The following is a 16,533-nucleotide window of genomic DNA, read 5'->3' on the forward strand; positions in this document are numbered from 1 at the left end:
TCACCCGAACGAGTGAGTTGGGCGCGGAAAGTGACGCCAAGCGACCTCTGAGGCCTAACCCTGCTTGCCATGGGATCGACAGTGCTCAGCCTGCGGCTTGACGGTGAGCTGCTCGACCGGCTCCGGCAGCACGCCGCCAAACGCGGAATGAGCGTCCAGGACTATGTGGTCCGGACGCTCATTCGGGACGACTTCGACGAGCGCTTCAAGACGGCCGTCGACGAGACGCAGAAGTTCTACGGGGCGGAAGAGGTCACGTGAGGCCGAGAGACGGCATCGCGTAGTAGAAGACGAAGACCGCCGACACCACGTACATGGCCACCGGCACCTCGCGCCAGCGCCCGGCCGCCACCCGCAGCACGGAGAAGGCGATGAAGCCGACGCCGATGCCGTTGGTGATCGAGTAGGTGAACGGCATCATCACCATGGCCAGGAAGGCCGGGATGGCGAGCGTGTAGTCGCTCCAGTCGATGTCCCGCACCGAACCCGCGATGATCAGGAAGCCGACGGCCAGCAGCGCCGGGGTGGCCGCCTGCGACGGGACCATGGTCGCCAGCGGCGTCAGGAACAGTGCCACTGTGAACAACAGACCGGTGACCACGCTCGCGAAGCCGGTGCGGGCACCCTCGCCGACGCCCGCGGTGGACTCCACGAAGCAGGTTCCCGCGGAGGCGGAGCTCGCACCGCCCGCGGCGACCGCGATGCCGTCCACGAACAGCACCTTGTTGATGCCGGGGAAGTTGCCGTCCTTGTCCATCAGCTTGGCCTCGTCGCCGACGCCGAGGATGGTGCCCATCGCGTCGAAGAAGCAGGACAGCAGCACGGTGAAGACGAACAGGATGCCGGTGAGCACACCGACCTTGTCGAAGCCGCCGAACAGACTGACGTGACCGATCAGCCCGAAGTCGGGAGTGGCGACCGGATTGCCCGGCCACTGCGGGACGGTCAGGCCCCACGCCTCGCCCGGCAGATCGGCGACCGCGTTGATGATCAGCGCGACGACCGTCATCGAGACGATGGAGATGAGGATCGCGCCCGGCACCTTGCGGACGATCAGCGCGAGGGTGAGCAGCGCGCCGAGGATGAAGACCAGGACCGGCCAGCCGTGGAGGTGGCCGTCGCTGCCGAGCTGGAGCGGCACGGTGGTGTGCGCGGCGTCCGGGATGCGGGAGACGAAGCCCGAGTCGACCAGACCGATCAGCAGGATGAAGAGACCGATACCGATGGCGATGCCCTTGCGGAGCGACGTCGGCACCGCGTTCATCACGCGTTCGCGCAGCCCGGTCGCGACCAGCAGCATGACGACGATGCCCGCGAGGACGACCATGCCCATCGCGTCCGGCCAGCTCATCCGGGGGGCGAGCTGGAGGGCGACGACGGTATTGACGCCGAGGCCCGCGGCCAGCGCGATCGGCACGTTGCCGATGACACCCATCAGGAGCGTGGAGAACGCGGCCACCAGCACGGTGGCGGTGACCAGCTGACCGCCGTTGAGCTGGTGCCCGTACATGTCCTTCGCGCTGCCGAGGATGATCGGGTTCAGCACGATGATGTACGCCATCGCGAAGAACGTGGCGAATCCGCCACGGATCTCGCGCGCGACCGACGACCCCCGCTCGGAGATCTTGAAGAAACGATCCAGGCCGCCGTGCGGCTGCGGAGCCGCAGGCTGCTTGGAGGCGACCGGAGCGGTGGCCGAGGGGGACATGTATGACCTCAGTCGTACGTAGAAAAGGGGAAAAAAAGCGGCCAGTTTTGGACTTTCAGACGAATAAGTCGAGCCAGCCGTAAGCAGATTCAGTATGAATACATAAGGCGAAGATCGCTATCTCCGCGCGTAGACCCATGGGCCGACTGGGCCGAGGGGCTTTGCATACCGGCCGCATAGACTGAGCCCATGGCGAAGTGGACACCGATACACGAGGCACCCGAGCCCCTGGAGGGGCCCGTCGTCGCCACCATCACCGGCGGCACGATCCTCTGGTTCGTCCTCTTCCTCGTGCAGCTGCCGTTCTACGGCTGGTTCGACGACCACGGTCACGCGTGGTGGATCTGGACGTGTCTGGCCGGTGCCGGGCTCGGACTGATCGGTATCTGGTACGTGCGGGGGCGCGACGCGGCGATCAAGCGGGCGGCCGCCGCGGCCGGACGGGCTGACGCGTCCGGCGCCACCGACGAAGGCCAGGGCCGGCCCTGACGTCCGTACCGCCCGAGGACCATTCCGCTCCTCCCCCGGTCTGATCTTCGCCCCCCCGACGGGTGAACCGGACGTTCTACCCGTACCGTCGGAACCATGACGCAGAGGGCACTTCGCTCCTCCGGGGAGCACACACCCGGTCGGCCCCGGCCGGCCAGGATCGACGCCGGTTCCGAGCTGGACCCGGTCCACCCGATGAAGCTCCCTGCCCCGGTCGTCCGCATGAGCGGGCTGACCGCGGCCGAGGTGGCCGAGCGGATCGCCCGCGGCGAGGTCAACGACGTACCCGTCCGCTCGTCCCGCTCCATGGGCGAGATCGTCCGCGCCAACGTCTTCACCCGGTTCAACCTGATCATCGGCGTGCTCTGGCTGATCATGCTGGTCGTCGCGCCGATCCAGGACAGCCTCTTCGGCTTCGTGATCATCGCCAACACAGGCATCGGCATCGTCCAGGAGTGGCGCGCCAAGAAGACCCTGGACAGCCTCGCGGTCATCGGCGAGGCGAAACCCACGGTCCGGCGCGACGGGGTCGCGGCCGAGATCTCCACCTCCGAGATCGTCCTCGGCGATCTCATCGAGCTCGGGCCCGGCGACAAGGTCGTGGTCGACGGCGCGGTGGCCGAGGCCGACAACCTGGAGATCGACGAGTCCCTGCTCACCGGCGAGGCCGACCCCGTACTGAAGCAGCCGGGCGACCCGGTGATGTCCGGCAGCTTCGTCGTCGCGGGCGGCGGCGCGTTCTCGGCCACCAAAGTCGGCCGCGAGGCCTACGCCGCGCAGCTCGCCGAGGAGGCCTCCCGCTTCACGCTCGTCCAGTCCGAGCTCCGCAGCGGCATCAGCATGATCCTCAAGTACGTCACCTGGATGATGGTGCCGGCCGCGATCGGCCTCATCATCAGCCAGCTCGTCGTCCACAACAGCAACGTCCAGGACTCGATCGCCCGCGCCGTGGGCGGCATCGTCCCGATGGTCCCCGAGGGCCTGGTCCTGCTCACCTCGGTCGCCTTCGCGATCGGTGTCATACGGCTCGGCCGCAAGCAGTGCCTCGTGCAGGAGCTGCCCGCCATCGAGGGTCTCGCCCGGGTCGACGTCGTCTGCCTGGACAAGACCGGCACGCTCACCGAGGGCGGGATGGACGTCACCGAGGTGCGGGCGCTGAACGGCGTGGACGACCCGTACATACGCCAGGTGCTGAGGGCCCTCGGCGCATCCGATCCGCGGCCCAACGCCAGCCTGCAGGCGATCATCGACGCATACCCGTCCCCGAACGGCGAGGCATGGCGGTGCACGGAGACACTGCCGTTCTCCTCGGCACGCAAGTACAGCGGCGCCGCGTTCGTCGAGGCCGACGGGCGGTCGTCGACCTGGCTGCTCGGCGCGCCCGATGTGCTCCTCCCGGACCAGGATCCGGCGCTCGGCGAGATCGAGCAGCTCAACGAGCAGGGGCTGCGGGTGCTGCTGCTGGCGCGCGCCGAGGGCAAGCTGGAGGGGCCGGAGATCGCCCACCGGGCCGTACCGACCGCGCTGATCGTGCTGGAGCAGCGGCTGCGGCCGGACGCCGGGGACACGCTGCGCTACTTCGCCGACCAGCGGGTCGCCACGAAGGTCATCTCCGGGGACAACGCCGTCTCGGTCGGCGCGGTCGCGGGCAAGCTCGGCCTGCCCGGCGCCGAGCACACGCTGGACGCGCGCCGGCTGCCCGCGGACCCGGACGACATGGCCACGGCCATGGAGGAGAACGCGGTCTTCGGCCGGGTCACCCCGCAGCAGAAGCGTGAGATGGTCGCCGCCCTCCAGTCCCGCGGCCACACGGTCGCGATGACGGGCGACGGGGTCAACGACGTGCTGGCGCTGAAGGACGCCGACATCGGGGTCTCGATGGGTTCGGGCTCCGAGGCGACACGCGCCGTGGCCCAGATCGTCCTGCTGAACAACAGCTTCGCGACGCTGCCGTCGGTGGTCGCGGAGGGCCGCCGGGTGATCGGCAACATCACCCGGGTCGCAACCCTGTTCCTGACGAAGACCGTCTACTCGGTGCTGCTGGCGATCCTGGTGGTCTGCTTCCAGGTCGAGTACCCGTTCCTGCCCCGGCATCTGACCCTGCTGTCGACGCTGACGATCGGCGTCCCGGCGTTCTTCCTCGCCCTCGCGCCCAACAAGGAGCGGGCCCAGCCGCACTTCGTCCGCAGAGTCATGCGGTACTCGGTGCCCTCCGGCCTCATCGCGGGCATCGCCACCTTCGTGACGTACATGATCGCCCGGCACTACTACACGGGGGCAGGGGCGCTGGACGCGGAGACCAGCGTGGCGACGCTGACGCTGTTCCTGGTCTCGATGTGGGTGCTCGCGATCATCGCCCGCCCGTACACCTGGTGGCGGATCGTCCTGGTCGCGTCGATGGGAGCGGCGTTCCTGGTCGTGCTGGTGGTGCCGTGGCTGCAGAACTTCTTCGCGCTGAAGCTGGTGGGCGCGGTCATGCCGTGGACGGCGGTGGCGATAGCGGTGATGGCGGCGGCTGCCCTGGAGTTCACCTGGAGACTGGTCAGCCGCCGCTTCCCCGCGTAGCCGTTACCGCACGTCGACGAAGTCACCGGCGGTGGTGACGGCCGGGGTGGTGGACGTACCGGCGAAGCTGTAGCGCCAGTAGCCGTCGACCGAGGCGGTGACCGTGGTCTTCAGGTTGCCGATGCTGTTCGTCTTGATCGTCTTCACCGTGGCGTACGTGGAGCTGCCCTTCTTGCGGAACTGAAGCTTCACCGGCTGGCTCGTGTAGCCCGCGTAGGCGTGCGTCTCCCAGTTGGCGCGCGACAGCTTGCCCGTGACCGTGATGGTCCTGCCCTTCTTGACGGGCTCCGGGGAGGCATTGACCGTCAGCTTCGACAGCCGCTGGATCTTCGCCGTGGCGTAGGAGTCGTAGGACGTGCTGGAGCCGTCCTTGGCCTCCGCGCCGGCGAGGACATGCCAGGAGCCGGCCAGCGCGTTCTTCGTCAGATCGGCCCTCGGGTCGATCGTGATGGTGTACGAGCAGGTGGAGGTGGTGGCGCTCGCGGCCTTGCAGGTCGCGTCCTCCTCGTTCGGCAGCAGCACGCCGTCCCTGCCCTCGTCCAGGCTCTTCCCGTGCCACAGGATCACCCAGCCATCAGCTATGCCGGAGGCGTGCGAGGCGGTGACCGACACGGTGATGGTCTTCGCTGCCGTGGTGCCCAGGACGGTGTTCTTGCCGCCGTTGACGCTGACCTTGGAGATGACGGGATCCGCCGTTGCCGCGTGCGCGGCCGGGACGGCGAGGGCGGACAGGATCAGGGCGCCGGACGCGGCGGCGACAGTGGCACGTATACGCATGTCTTCTCCGGTGGAGAAAGGGGTCCGTCGGGCGGGTGGCGTGGTGGCTCCGGCCGCGGCGGGACCCGATGGGTCAGTGCGTCAGTGGACCCGGCGGGCCGAACGGGGACGCACGGGATGGGGGCACGAGAAGCGGGACCCCCTCCCGGAGATCCCGCTGCTCGTGTGGAACTACGCCTGCAATCGGGCGTGGAACTACTGCACGTCGACGAAGTCGGCGGCGGAGGTGACGGCCGGGGTGGTGGCCGTACCGGCGAAGCTGTAGCGCCAGTAGCCGTCGACCGTGGCCGTGGCCGTGGTCTTCAGGTTGCCGGTGCTGCCCGACTTGATCGTCTTCAACGTGGTGTAGGTGGAGCTGGTCTTCTTGCGGAACTGGAGCTTCACCGGCTGGGCCGAGTAGCCCGCGTAGGCAAGCGTGTCCCAGTTGGCGCGCGACAGCTTGCCCGTGACCGTGATGGTCCTGCCCTTCTTCACGGGCTCCGGAGAAGCGTTGACCGTCAGCTTCGAGAAGCGCTGGAGCTTGGTGGTACCCAGGCCGTCCTGCAGCGCGAAGTCGATCTTGGTGGGGTCGGGGTTCTCCGGGTTCTGGCCGTTGTAGTCGACGGCGAAGCCCATCGCCTTCCACGTCGTGGCGTCCGCGTTGCCGATGAGGTCGTAGTACGGCGAGATGGCGATCTGCCCCTTGCAGGTGGCGACCGTCGAGGAGACGGCCGTGCAGGTGGGGGGCTTGGCGCCGTAGAGCTCGTTCGTCGAATTGTCGAACGAACCGCGGTAGAGCGAGACGTCGAGTACGAAGCCGGGGGCGAAGATGTTCACGTCGGCGGCGTGCGTCACGGTGTACGTGGTCGCCACGGTCTTCGTGGCGGAGGTACCCACGGCGATCGGCTTGCCGCCGTTCACGGTGAACTTGGAGAAGGTCAGGTCGAGCGGGGCACCGACGGTCCCGGCAGCGGTGACGGAGCGCGCGCCGGACTTCGCACCGGACTGCGCGCCGGACGCGGCCTGAGCGGCGCGCGCGGCATCGAGGACAGTGGAGCGGTGCGCGTCGTCGGCCTGAGCCGCAGACGGAACGACGAGGGCGGAGAGGGCCAGGGCGCCGGTTACGGCAGCCACGGTGGCACGAATACGCATGTTTCATTCCCCAATGTGGAGAAGGGGCCCGCGGAGGTCGTCCGTTCCCGGGCCCAAGGTCGTCTGTGAAGCCTGGTGACTTCACAGATCGAGACCCATGGGGCGCGTGAACGGTTGTGTGAACCGTGGGCATTTTTGCGAATACGTGACCCTGCCAGGGTATTGACGCGTTCCGCCCCCTCCGCCCTGTCAGTCGAACCAGCGGTCGCGCGCCAACTCCTCTGTGCGCGACGGGTCCTGCAGCAGGGCCGCGACCTCGAAACGGCGCGGCCACTGACCTGCCGCCCAGGCCAGACCCGCCGCGACACCCTCCAGCGTCGAGGCGTGGACGGTCCCGTCCGGGGTGCGGCGCCAGTCCAGTTCGACGCCGCCCGCGCGGAGTTCGCCGTGTTCGACGTACGTGTCCGGGGTACCGGCACCGAGCAGGATCCGTACCGACTCCGGCACCTGGTGCTCCTCGCCGTCCGTCGTCACCTCCGCCTCGACGGTCTCACCGAGCCGCCGCACCTGGAACAGCTCGGCCAGTTCCGCGGCGCGCGCCGGGGCCACCGGCAGGAGCGGCAGACTGCCCGTCAGCGGCAGCAGGTCGGGGGCGTCCGCGATCAGCGCGTCGGCCGCGTCGACGACCCGTACCTCGCCGTCGACCACGGCCCGCAGCTCGTCGGGCAGCGTGACCTGTTCCGGGTCGAGATCGGCCAGGGCCGTGTACAGCTCGTGGAGTTGTACGGAGCCGACCGGACGGTCCTCGTCCGCGAGCCGGCCGAGGAGTTCCGCCGCACCGCCCGGCTCGTCGAGGAGCGCGGCGACGGAGGTCCGTACGCCGAGGGCGTGCAGCACCTGGGCGTCGTCGAAGCCGGTCGCGTCGGTGGAGTCGTACAGTCCGGACAGTCGCGGGTCGCCGCCCGCGGCCCGCAGCCCCGCCGGGCGGCGGCCGTCGAGCACCGGGTGGTCGCGCAGCCACCAGGCGGTGTACGGGCGCACGGATCGGGTCGTGCCGTCCGGGAGCAGCACCCGCACCGGCTGGGTCAGCGCGTCGCGCAGCGGCGGCCGGGAGAGCAGGGCGAGCGCCTGCGGCCAGGCGTCGTCGTCGACGAGGTCGAGGTCGCGGACGGCGACGAGTTCGGTGGCGACGGGCGGCACGGAGACCCGCCCGTCGCCCGACCACCACCCCTCGTCGTCACCGCTGCGCGGCGGCAGACTCAATTGCAGCTGGTCGAGAATGTCCTCGCACCACACGTCGACGGCGTCGAGCAGTCCCGCGTCGTCGGGTTCGGCGAAGTCGCCTTCGCGCGGCTCCAGTTCATCGGGGTCGAGGACGACATCGGTGGCCCGGACGAGCGCGAAGGTGGCCAGCACCCCGCAGGCGGTCAGCGGCTGCTCACCCCAGCGGTCCGCCAGCTCCTCGTCGCAGAGCGCGAGTTCGCCCTCGCGCATGATGCTCGCGAACGGGCTTCCCGGCAGCACGAGTTCACCGGCAGGTGCGGGCTCACCGTCCTCGTCGGGGAGGGCGAGCGCACCGAGCCAGGGTTCGTCGCCCGGCTCGAGGTCGGCGTCCCGGACGAGCGTGAGGACGGTGTCCGCGAGCTCTTCCGCGTCCAGCGCGTCCTCGTCCCACACCTCTCCGGCGTCCAGCGAACCGGCGACGGCCGCACGCACCTGCGGGGTCGTCAGCACCGCGCGCGGAGTGGCGGGCAGGGCGCCCAGCTTCTCCAGGAGCGGATGGGCGGCATCCGGATGCGCGACCTTCAGCCCGAGCCGGGCCAGTCGGCCCAGGACCGGGCCGGTGAGGGCGTCGGGGAGCGGCAGGAGAACCTGACGGGGGCCGATGGCGGTGCGGGGCGGCGCGATGTCCGGGGCGCCCACCGCGCTCTCCACCGCTCCGGCCAGCGGGACCGGAAGTCCGGAGAGCCGGTCGGGGTCGATTCCCGACAGGCTCTCGTACAGCCGCCACCACCAGGCGGGTTCGCGCTCCAGACCGGCGAGCCGGTCGATCGCCTCGGTCAGCGGTACCCGGGCGACGCCGAGGGTACGCAGTTCGCTCCGGCGCTCAAGTCCCGCGGGCAGCAGGCACGGCAGCACCTCGGCCAGCACCTGAACGGTCTCGGCGCCCACCCCCTCCACGACCTCTGCCTCGATCGGCCGCAGCGCGGTGGTGGCCACGCGGACGCTCTCCGCCCCGGCGTCCCAGGCGTCCCACTGCTCGGGTTCGGCGGCGGCGTCGCGCGGGGCGGCGGGCTCCAGGAACGCGACGCGCGACAGCCGGTCCAGGATCGCGCCGCGCACGGCACCGTCCAGTGCGCCCTTGCCGAGCGGGCCGGGCACGAGGTCGAGGGTAGCGATGGACACCGGCTGCCAGTCGGCGAGCAGTTCGGCGTACGCGTCGGCCGCGCGCTGCACCAGGAAGTCGGTGAGCGGGCCGGGCGCGGGGTGGCGGCGGGTGGTGTCGAGCGGCAGCGACGCGATGAGCAGGGCGGGGACGCCGAGGGGCTCGTCGGTGGGGGTCGGCGCGTGGACGACGGGGGCGGTACGGGGGTACACCGGCGCCCCTTCCGCGTCCACGGGCACCGCCCAGGTCACCGACCAGTGCGGGCGCAGCCGTTCCTCCAGCGGACGGTCGGCGAGCAGGGCCGGCTCGATCGGCCCGTGCTGGGCGACGGTGCGCCAGCGGTTCGTGCCGTACGCGGAGTCGTCGATGTGTGTGTACGGGCCGTGCTGGGAGCGGCGCAGCGTCCGTAGGTCCTCGGGGGTGTCGATGACGACCTCTTCGAGACCGCCGAGCGTCAGGAGGAGCGCGTCGTCGACGGCGTCGAGCAGCCGTCCGACGAGGTCCTCGGCGACGCCGTCGCGCAGCGGCAGGACGACGACGGTGTCGTACCCGTCCGGTGCGGTGCCCTCGGCGGGCAGCGGAAGACGCAGCAGCGGTACGTGGCCGTCGCGGCGGCGGAGTTCGTCACCGAGGCCCGGGCTGCCGACGGCGGCCTCGCGGGCGAGGTCACGGGCCTCGGCGAGGGACCAGCGGACGCCGCCGTGCCGGCCGATGACGGCGGGCTCGTCGCTGACCGCGAGGACGGCGGCGAACCCGACGCCGAACCTGCCGACGGCGGACTCGTGACCCTCGCGCTTGGCGGAGGCGCGGAGCGTGCTGAGCGATTCGACGCCGGTGGCGTCGAGGGGGGCGCCGGTGTTGGCGGCGGCGAGGACGGCGGGTCCGGTGTCCGAGGCGGGGTGAAGGGTGAGACGGAGTCGGCCGGGGACGCCGGCGCGGGCGGCCGCATCGGCGGCGTTCTGGGCGAGCTCGACGACGAGGCGGTCGCGGTACCCGCCGAGCGCGAGGTCCTCCTCGGCGTTGGCGTCCTCCCGGAACCGGGCCGGACCGGCGCCCCAGGCGTCGAGCACGCCGCGCCGCAGCCGTGCCGTCCCGAACGGATCGGCCCCCTCGGTCGCATTCATGCTCACGCTCTGACTCCGCTCTGTCCGGTGACGCGTTACCCGTGTGCGGCGGGGGTGTGTGCGCCTGCGTGCGCGTACACCCGTGCCGCCAGTGTGCGCCCGAAGGTACCGCGACCGGCAATCCTGCGTGGCGCGGCGGTGGGGCACCACCCTTGTCCCCCCATCGCCGAACAGGCGTGAAATGCCCCCGGCGCGGCACCGCCCGGGTCACGTCCCCTTCAGAACACGGGGAACCTTCTCGGCGAGCCGAAAGCGACGGCGGGGGCCGCGAACCCGGCACGTCCTCGACACCTTGCCCTCAGCCGCCGGACCGGGCTCGATTCCGCCCCCGAAGAACGCCCCCGGCCCCATCCAGCCCGCCCGGCGCTTGAGGACGACACGCCCGAATCCCACACCGAGCCCGTCCGGCGATTGAGGACAAAGCACCCACCGGGAGTCCCGGGGCCGCACCGCAGCGCGCGACCCCCGGGTACCGCAAACCCGGACCCCCCAGCGGCCAGGAGTGTCAGGAGTGGCCCAGGTCCTCCGACGGCTCATCCGGTTCCACCGGGACCGATCCGCTGTCCCGCGCCGGGCGCAGCGGGTACTCGTCCACCTGCATCGTGTCCAGCGCGTGCGGCGCCGGCTTCGGCGGCTTCGGCATCACCGCTGCCTCCGAGTGCCCACCGCAGCCGTACGACAGGGAGACCACATGACCGTCCGCCGGGCCGAACTCGTTCGCGCACACGCCGAAGGCCTGCCGCAGCGAACCCGCCAGCGGCACCAGGAAGGCGCAGGTGACACAGGATGCCGGTGCCGCCTGAGCCATCGGCGTCTTCGCGCCGAATGCCTCGTCCCAGCGGTCGGCCGCGACATGCAGCCCGTACCGGGACAGCACCCGTGCCCGCCGCATGCCGAGCTCTTCCGCGAGCGCGGCGATGGAGCCGCGCCTTGTCGGCTCCGGGCGCGTGGTGAGTTCCGCGTCCTCCGCGTCGACGAGGTCGGCCATCTCCTCCGACATCTCGGAGGCCACCGAGTTCGGCGCGGGCTCGTCCTCGCCGCTGTACCCCGGCTCCAGACGCAGATCCTCCGCCTCCGTCGGCAGCAGATCACCAGGTCCCATGTCGCCGGGCCGCAGCCGCTCGCTCCATGGCACCCACTCGGGAGCGAGCAGCGCGTCGGTCCCCGGCAGCAGTACCGCCTCGTCGAACGTGACGACCTTGGCGCGGGAGGCCCTGGCGACCGTCGCCGCCCAACGCCAGCCCTTGTAGCCGGGTTCCTTGCACTCGAAGTAGTGCGTGACCACCCGGTCCCCCTCGGAGACCAGACCCACGTGCTCACCGACCTCCCCCGGCGCGGCCACTTCCTCGGCCGCCGCGCGCGCGAGATCTACCGCCTCGGCGCACAGACGGTCGGGGGCAGGGGTACGGGCAGTACGGCTTCGCGTCGTAGCAGCACTCACAGGTCTCGCTTCTCTCCATACGCCGTCTCACGAGTGCGCCAGCAGATCCATCGATTTCGGCCATAACGATTGCGGGCGGAGCGGACCTGGGGGCCGCGTCGACGTCCGCACCCGTTGTGCCTGCCTCGGGCGCGCCTTCTGCTATCCATTCTGCGGGATCGCCGAGAGGCGCGCGGCCAAGAAAAACCGCCGGGGGCGCGCTACGCACGCTACCCTCTCCGCAGCTCCCCGCCCACCTCCCGTCCCAAACGACTGCGCATCCACCGCGGTGTCCGGGCCGAGCGGTCGCAGGAATGCCCTGTCGGCAGGGTGCTCGCTGACCCGACAGGGCGGCGAACCCCGCGCCCTGTACCGTTCTCGGTTCGTTACCGCAGTGGCTGGGGCAGTATGTCGAGGTGGCTTCCGCCAGGTCGCACGACGGGTCCGGCCCGCTCCGCAGGACGGCCCGGTCGATCGGTCATGCCCTGCACACGCCGTTCACCGGCACCGCGAAAGGCATCCGCAAGGCGACGCACGCCCACGGGGCCGGAGAGTCCGGACTCGGCAAACTCATCGAGTTGCACGCCGTGAACGGCGCGGGCGACGTGATGGTCACGGTGGCGCTCGCGTCGACCGTGTTCTTCTCCGTCCCGACGGACGAGGCGCGGGGCCGCGTCGCCCTCTACCTCGCCGTGACGATGGCGCCGTTCACTCTCCTCGCCCCCGTCATCGGCCCGCTCCTGGACCGTCTGCCGCACGGCCGCCGCGCCGCGATGGCGGGCGCCATGCTGGCGCGTGCGGTGCTCGCGCTCACGATGTCGGGCGCGGTCGCCACAGGCGGCCTGGAGCTGTATCCGGCGGCACTGGGCGTGCTGGTCGCCTCGAAGGCGTACGGGGTCGTGCGCAGCGCGGTCGTGCCACGCCTGTTGCCACCCCGTTTCTCCCTGGTGAAGGCCAATTCCCGGGTCACCCTGGCCGGGCTTCTGGCCACGGGCGTGGCGGCGCCCATCGGGGCCGGGCTGCAGACCATCGGGGCGCCCTGGCCGCTCTACGGCGCGTGTCTCATCTTCACCGGCGGCACCGTTCTCGCCTTCACGCTGCCCCGCAAGGTCGACTCGGCGAAGGGCGAACGCCGCGCCCAGCTGGTCGAGCCGCACAGCCATCAGCCCTCCGTCCGCACCACTCCCTCCGGGGTCAACGGCACGAAGGGCAGGGCCAGGGCCAACGGAAACAAGGAGAAGCGGCTGGGGCTGCGGACCGTCGGGCCGTCCGTCCTGCACGGGCTCCAGGCCAACGCCGCGCACCGCGCGCTCTCCGGCTTCCTGATCTTCTTCCTCGCGTTCCTGCTGCGGGTGCACCCGCTCGCCGGGCAGAGCGCGGCCGTCTCGCTCGGCATCGTCGGTGTCGCGGCCGGGGTCGGCAATGCCCTCGGCACGGCGATGGGCTCCTGGCTCCGGGCCCGCGGCCCGGAGGCGATCATCGCCTCGGTGCTGGGGCTGGCGCTCGGTGTCGCCGTCCTCGCCGCGGTCTTCTTCTCCACCGTGATGGTCGCCGCGCTCGGCGCTGTGGCGGGTTTCACCCAGGCACTGTCCAAGCTGTCGCTGGACGCGATGATCCAGCGCGACGTGCCCGAGGAGGTCCGCGCGTCGGCGTTCGCCCGGTCCGAGACACTGCTCCAGATGGCCTGGGTGGTCGGCGGCGGTATCGGCATCGTCCTCCCCCTCAACGGCGTACTGGGAATGTCGGTCGCTGCGGGGATCCTCGCCCTCGGTGTGGCAGCCTCCGTACGGGGTTTGCTGGGTGCGGCTCGGCGCGGCTCGCCGCACCCCCGCGTGGCGTGAGCGGGAGCGACCGATAGCCTTCGGCCCATGACCGTTGCGTTCTTCTCCGGTAAGGGCCGTCGAATCGGCGTCGCTCTTGGTGCCGTATCCGCGGGACTCCTTGTCCTGTCCGCCTGCGAAAAGCCGACGCCGCTCGCCACCGTGACGGTCGGCGACAACTCGGTGAGTGCCGAGGCAACCTGCTACAACGGCGGCGACGCCATCAAGGAGTCGCTGATCCAGGGCTGCCTCAACAACAAAAAGGCCGAGCACACCGTCAAGGTCGCGATGGACGACAAGGTCCGCTTCGGCGTCGACCCGAAGATCGCGGACAACGGCTGGACCCTCTTCATCAACGGCCAGCAGGCCGAGCAGGAGCCGTACAAGAAGACCTACCGGTCCATCCCGGGCAGCGCCTTCTTCTCCAGCCAGACCGGCGCGACCGCGAACAAGACGGAGATCAGCATCGTGGAGACCACGGGCAAGAAGCTGACGGGCATCTGGCACTTCACCCTCGTGAAGACCAGCTGATCCCCTCCCGACCCGGGAGGTCCCTCCCCGTGCGTGTGCTCGTCGTGACCGCTGTCCCGGTGGAACGGGACGCGGTCACGCGTGCGTTCACGGACGGACCGGAGGTGGTCCGGGCACCGGGCGCCGAGCTGCACCGCGTCGGCGGTGTCGATGTCCTCGCGGGCGGCGCCGGTCCGGCGTCCGCGGCCGCCGCCGCCGCGTTCGGGCTTGCCTCCGGGTCCTACGGCCTGGTGGTCTCCGCCGGTATCGGCGGCGGGTTCGCGCCCGGCGCCCCGGTCGGCTCCCTCGTCGTCGCGAGCGCGATCGTCGCCGCCGATCTGGGCGCGGAGACCCCCGACGGATTCGTGCCCGTCACCGCCCTGGGCTTCGGCCGGGACCGGTTCGAGCCGCCGCCGGCCCTGGTACGGGACGTGGCCGCCGCGACCGGCGCGGTCACCGGCGACATCCTCACCGTCTCCACCGTGACCGGCAGCGCCGCCCGCGCCGCCGCCCTCCGCGGCGCGCATCCGGACGCCGTCGCCGAGGCCATGGAGGGCTTCGGGGTCGCCGAGGCAGCCGACCGGCTGCGCGTACCGGTGCTGGAGATCCGGGCCGTGTCGAATGCCGTCGGCCCGCGCGACCGGGACGCCTGGCGCATCGGCGACGCGCTGGCCGCACTCACCGACGCGTTCGGGAAGCTCACCCCCGTACTGGAAGGTTGGACCCAGCATGACCGACTCGACTGAGGGCACCGCGAAGCCCGGCACCGCTGTGAAGATCGCCTTCTCGCCGTGCCCGAACGACACCTTCGTCTTCGACGCCTGGGCGCACGGCAGGGTCCCCGGCGCGCCCGCCCTCGATGTCACCTTCGCCGACATCGACATCACGAACGGCATGGCCGAGCGCGGCGAGCTGGACGTGCTGAAGGTGTCGTACGCGGTGCTGCCCTGGGTCCTGGAGGAGTACGCCCTGCTGCCCTGCGGCGGTGCGCTGGGCCGCGGCTGCGGGCCGCTCGTCCTGACGAAGGAGCCGGGTACGGATCTGACGGGAAAGACCGTCGCCGTTCCGAGCGAGCGCTCCACCGCGTATCTGCTGTTCCGGCTCTGGGCGGCGGATGTCCTGCCGGGCTATGTCGGCGAGATCGTCGTCATGCCGTTCGACGAGATCATGCCCGCCGTGCGGGACGGGAAGGTGGACGCCGGTCTCGTCATCCACGAGGCGCGTTTCACATACCGGAACTACGGGCTGCACAGCCTCGCCGACATGGGCGAGCACTGGGAGGCGACGACCGGGCTGCCGATCCCGCTCGGCGCGATCATCGCCAAGCGGTCACTGGGCGCAAAGACGCTGAAGCTGCTGGCCGAGTCGATCCGCACGTCGGTACAGATGGCGTGGGACGACCCGGACATGTCCCGGCCGTACGTGCTGGAGCATGCCCAGGAGATGGACCCGGCCGTCGCAGACCAGCACATCGGGCTGTACGTGAACGAGTTCACCGCCGACCTCGGCGAGAACGGCTATGCGGCGGTCCGCGGGCTGCTCACGCGCGCGGCGGCCGAGGGGCTGGTGCCGCCCCTCGGCCCGGACGCTCTGTCGTTCGCCTGAGTCCGGCCGCAACGGGTTGCGGCCGGACGCCCGCTGACGGGAGGAACACTAGACGTCGAGCTGGTCGGCGACCGCGCGCAGCAGGCCGCCGATCTGCCTGCCGGCCGCCTTGTCGGGGTAGCGGCCCCGCTCCAGCATCGGCGTGATGTTCTCCAGCAGCGTCGTCAGGTCCTGCACGATCGATGCGAGCTCGTCCGGCTTGCGGCGCTGGGCGGCAGCGACGGACGGGGTCGGGTCGAGGATCGCCACCGAGAGCGCCTGATCTCCGCGCTGACCTGCGACGACGCCGAATTCGACGCGTTGGCCGGGCTTGAGTGCGTCGACTCCGTCAGGGAGCACCGACGAGTGCACGAACACGTCGCCACCGTCGTCGCGGGAAAGGAAGCCGAAGCCCTTCTCGCTGTTGAACCATTTGACCTTGCCAGTCGGCAAAGCACGCACCCCATCTCAACCCATAAGCCGGAACCAAGCCTCAGCAGGTCAGGCCGTCCAGTGGTCGTGCTCCCCTGCTGGCAGAAGCCTCCACAGGTGCAGTACCCCCCGTCAAGCCTGGTCATCCGGACTCTGTCCAGAAACGGCGCACTCCGGGTGAAGGAACGGGTTCTCCGGGGCGGGAACTACCCTGGCGGGGTGAGTACTCCTCCCTCTGGCGCAGGTGACCGGCTTGTCCGCGTCGGCGCGATCGTTTTCTTCATCGGGGCACTGGCCACACTGGTCACGGTGGCTCCGCTGTTCCTCGGGACCGACCCGTTCCCGCCCTTCGCGTACGCCTTGTGCATGCTGATGGGCGTGGGGTTCCTGATCGCCGCGGCGGGCGTGGTGCGGTCGGCATGGGCGGGGCGCCAAAGAGCGTAGGGCCGGGGGCGTCCGGCAGGCCGTTTCGGCCGGCCCCGGCTCCGGACGGGCTTGATCCTGCCCAGGCCTGTCGCCTGCGCCCAGGCCTGACACCTACAGATCTCTTCTCTAGTAGGGCTTTGTTAGGTACCCCGGATGATCAAGCAGGAGTAGGGTTGTGATCTTCTTTGAGGTGTGACACCTGAGGAGATGGAAGAGGTCCG

The 16,533-nt window shown here is 70.6% G+C and carries 14 protein-coding genes; 8 read left to right on the forward strand and 6 right to left on the reverse strand.

Going from position 1 to position 16,533, the window contains the following annotated elements; translation table 11 throughout:
- The first annotated feature begins 69 nt into the window (after positions 1 to 69).
- Positions 70 to 261: a ribbon-helix-helix protein, CopG family gene (locus AB0915_RS13655; RefSeq protein WP_358862349.1), complete on the forward strand. Its 192-nt coding sequence runs from the start codon at positions 70 to 72 to the stop codon at positions 259 to 261.
- Here AB0915_RS13655 and AB0915_RS13660 read toward each other — a convergent pair.
- Positions 254 to 1,708, reverse strand: a complete 1,455-nt coding sequence (locus AB0915_RS13660; protein ID WP_366691247.1) for an NCS2 family permease — start codon at positions 1,706 to 1,708, stop codon at positions 254 to 256. The genes AB0915_RS13655 and AB0915_RS13660 overlap by 8 nt on opposite strands.
- 189 nt (positions 1,709 to 1,897) lie before the next feature.
- Between AB0915_RS13660 and AB0915_RS13665 the strand changes: the two genes are divergently transcribed.
- Both AB0915_RS13665 and AB0915_RS13670 read left to right on the forward strand, forming a co-directional pair.
- The gene (locus AB0915_RS13665; RefSeq protein WP_366691248.1) at positions 1,898 to 2,197 is read left to right on the forward strand and encodes a DUF2530 domain-containing protein; all 300 of its coding nucleotides are present in this window, start codon (positions 1,898 to 1,900) and stop codon (positions 2,195 to 2,197) included.
- A gap of 96 nt (positions 2,198 to 2,293) precedes the next feature.
- Complete coding sequence (locus AB0915_RS13670) at positions 2,294 to 4,762, forward strand: HAD-IC family P-type ATPase (RefSeq protein WP_366691249.1); 2,469 nt, start codon at positions 2,294 to 2,296, stop codon at positions 4,760 to 4,762.
- Positions 4,763 to 4,765: 3 nt separating this feature from the next.
- On the opposite strand, the gene AB0915_RS13675 is transcribed toward AB0915_RS13670, so the two are convergent.
- The 4 genes from AB0915_RS13675 to AB0915_RS13690 form a co-directional block, all read right to left on the reverse strand.
- Positions 4,766 to 5,539: a DUF5707 domain-containing protein gene (locus AB0915_RS13675; protein WP_366691250.1), complete on the reverse strand. Its 774-nt coding sequence runs from the start codon at positions 5,537 to 5,539 to the stop codon at positions 4,766 to 4,768.
- A 195-nt stretch (positions 5,540 to 5,734) separates the two neighbouring features.
- Entirely contained in the window at positions 5,735 to 6,670 is a 936-nt protein-coding gene (locus AB0915_RS13680; protein ID WP_366691251.1) for a hypothetical protein, read from the reverse strand.
- Between the two features lie 189 nt (positions 6,671 to 6,859).
- Positions 6,860 to 10,120, reverse strand: a complete 3,261-nt coding sequence (locus tag AB0915_RS13685; RefSeq protein ID WP_366691263.1) for a molecular chaperone Hsp90 — start codon at positions 10,118 to 10,120, stop codon at positions 6,860 to 6,862.
- Between the two features lie 505 nt (positions 10,121 to 10,625).
- Positions 10,626 to 11,561 carry a DUF3027 domain-containing protein gene (locus AB0915_RS13690; RefSeq protein ID WP_366691252.1) on the reverse strand — a complete coding sequence of 312 codons (936 nt, stop codon included), beginning with the start codon at positions 11,559 to 11,561 and terminating at the stop codon, positions 10,626 to 10,628.
- 395 nt (positions 11,562 to 11,956) lie between these two features.
- Here AB0915_RS13690 and AB0915_RS13695 point away from each other — a divergent pair, with 395 nt between their 5' ends.
- The 4 genes from AB0915_RS13695 to AB0915_RS13710 are packed head-to-tail and all read left to right on the forward strand — an operon-like array spanning position 11,957 to position 15,475.
- Entirely contained in the window at positions 11,957 to 13,381 is a 1,425-nt protein-coding gene (locus AB0915_RS13695) for an MFS transporter (RefSeq protein ID WP_366691253.1), read from the forward strand.
- A 27-nt stretch (positions 13,382 to 13,408) separates the two neighbouring features.
- Positions 13,409 to 13,891 carry a DUF2771 domain-containing protein gene (locus AB0915_RS13700; RefSeq protein WP_366691254.1) on the forward strand — a complete coding sequence of 161 codons (483 nt, stop codon included), beginning with the start codon at positions 13,409 to 13,411 and terminating at the stop codon, positions 13,889 to 13,891.
- Positions 13,892 to 13,920: 29 nt separating this feature from the next.
- Complete coding sequence (locus tag AB0915_RS13705; RefSeq protein WP_366691255.1) at positions 13,921 to 14,616, forward strand: futalosine hydrolase; 696 nt, start codon at positions 13,921 to 13,923, stop codon at positions 14,614 to 14,616.
- Positions 14,600 to 15,475, forward strand: coding sequence for a 1,4-dihydroxy-6-naphthoate synthase (locus tag AB0915_RS13710; protein WP_366691256.1), 876 nt, complete (start codon positions 14,600 to 14,602; stop codon positions 15,473 to 15,475). The genes AB0915_RS13705 and AB0915_RS13710 overlap by 17 nt, the downstream gene beginning before the upstream one ends.
- A 48-nt stretch (positions 15,476 to 15,523) precedes the next feature.
- On the opposite strand, the gene AB0915_RS13715 is transcribed toward AB0915_RS13710, so the two are convergent.
- Entirely contained in the window at positions 15,524 to 15,907 is a 384-nt protein-coding gene (locus AB0915_RS13715; RefSeq protein WP_358863230.1) for a cold-shock protein, read from the reverse strand.
- A gap of 198 nt (positions 15,908 to 16,105) precedes the next feature.
- Between AB0915_RS13715 and AB0915_RS13720 the strand changes: the two genes are divergently transcribed.
- Positions 16,106 to 16,330 carry a hypothetical protein gene (locus AB0915_RS13720; RefSeq protein ID WP_366691257.1) on the forward strand — a complete coding sequence of 75 codons (225 nt, stop codon included), beginning with the start codon at positions 16,106 to 16,108 and terminating at the stop codon, positions 16,328 to 16,330.
- Positions 16,331 to 16,533 lie beyond the last annotated feature (203 nt).

Source organism: Streptomyces sp. NPDC048411, assembly GCF_040704695.1.
GTDB lineage: Bacteria > Actinomycetota > Actinomycetes > Streptomycetales > Streptomycetaceae > Streptomyces.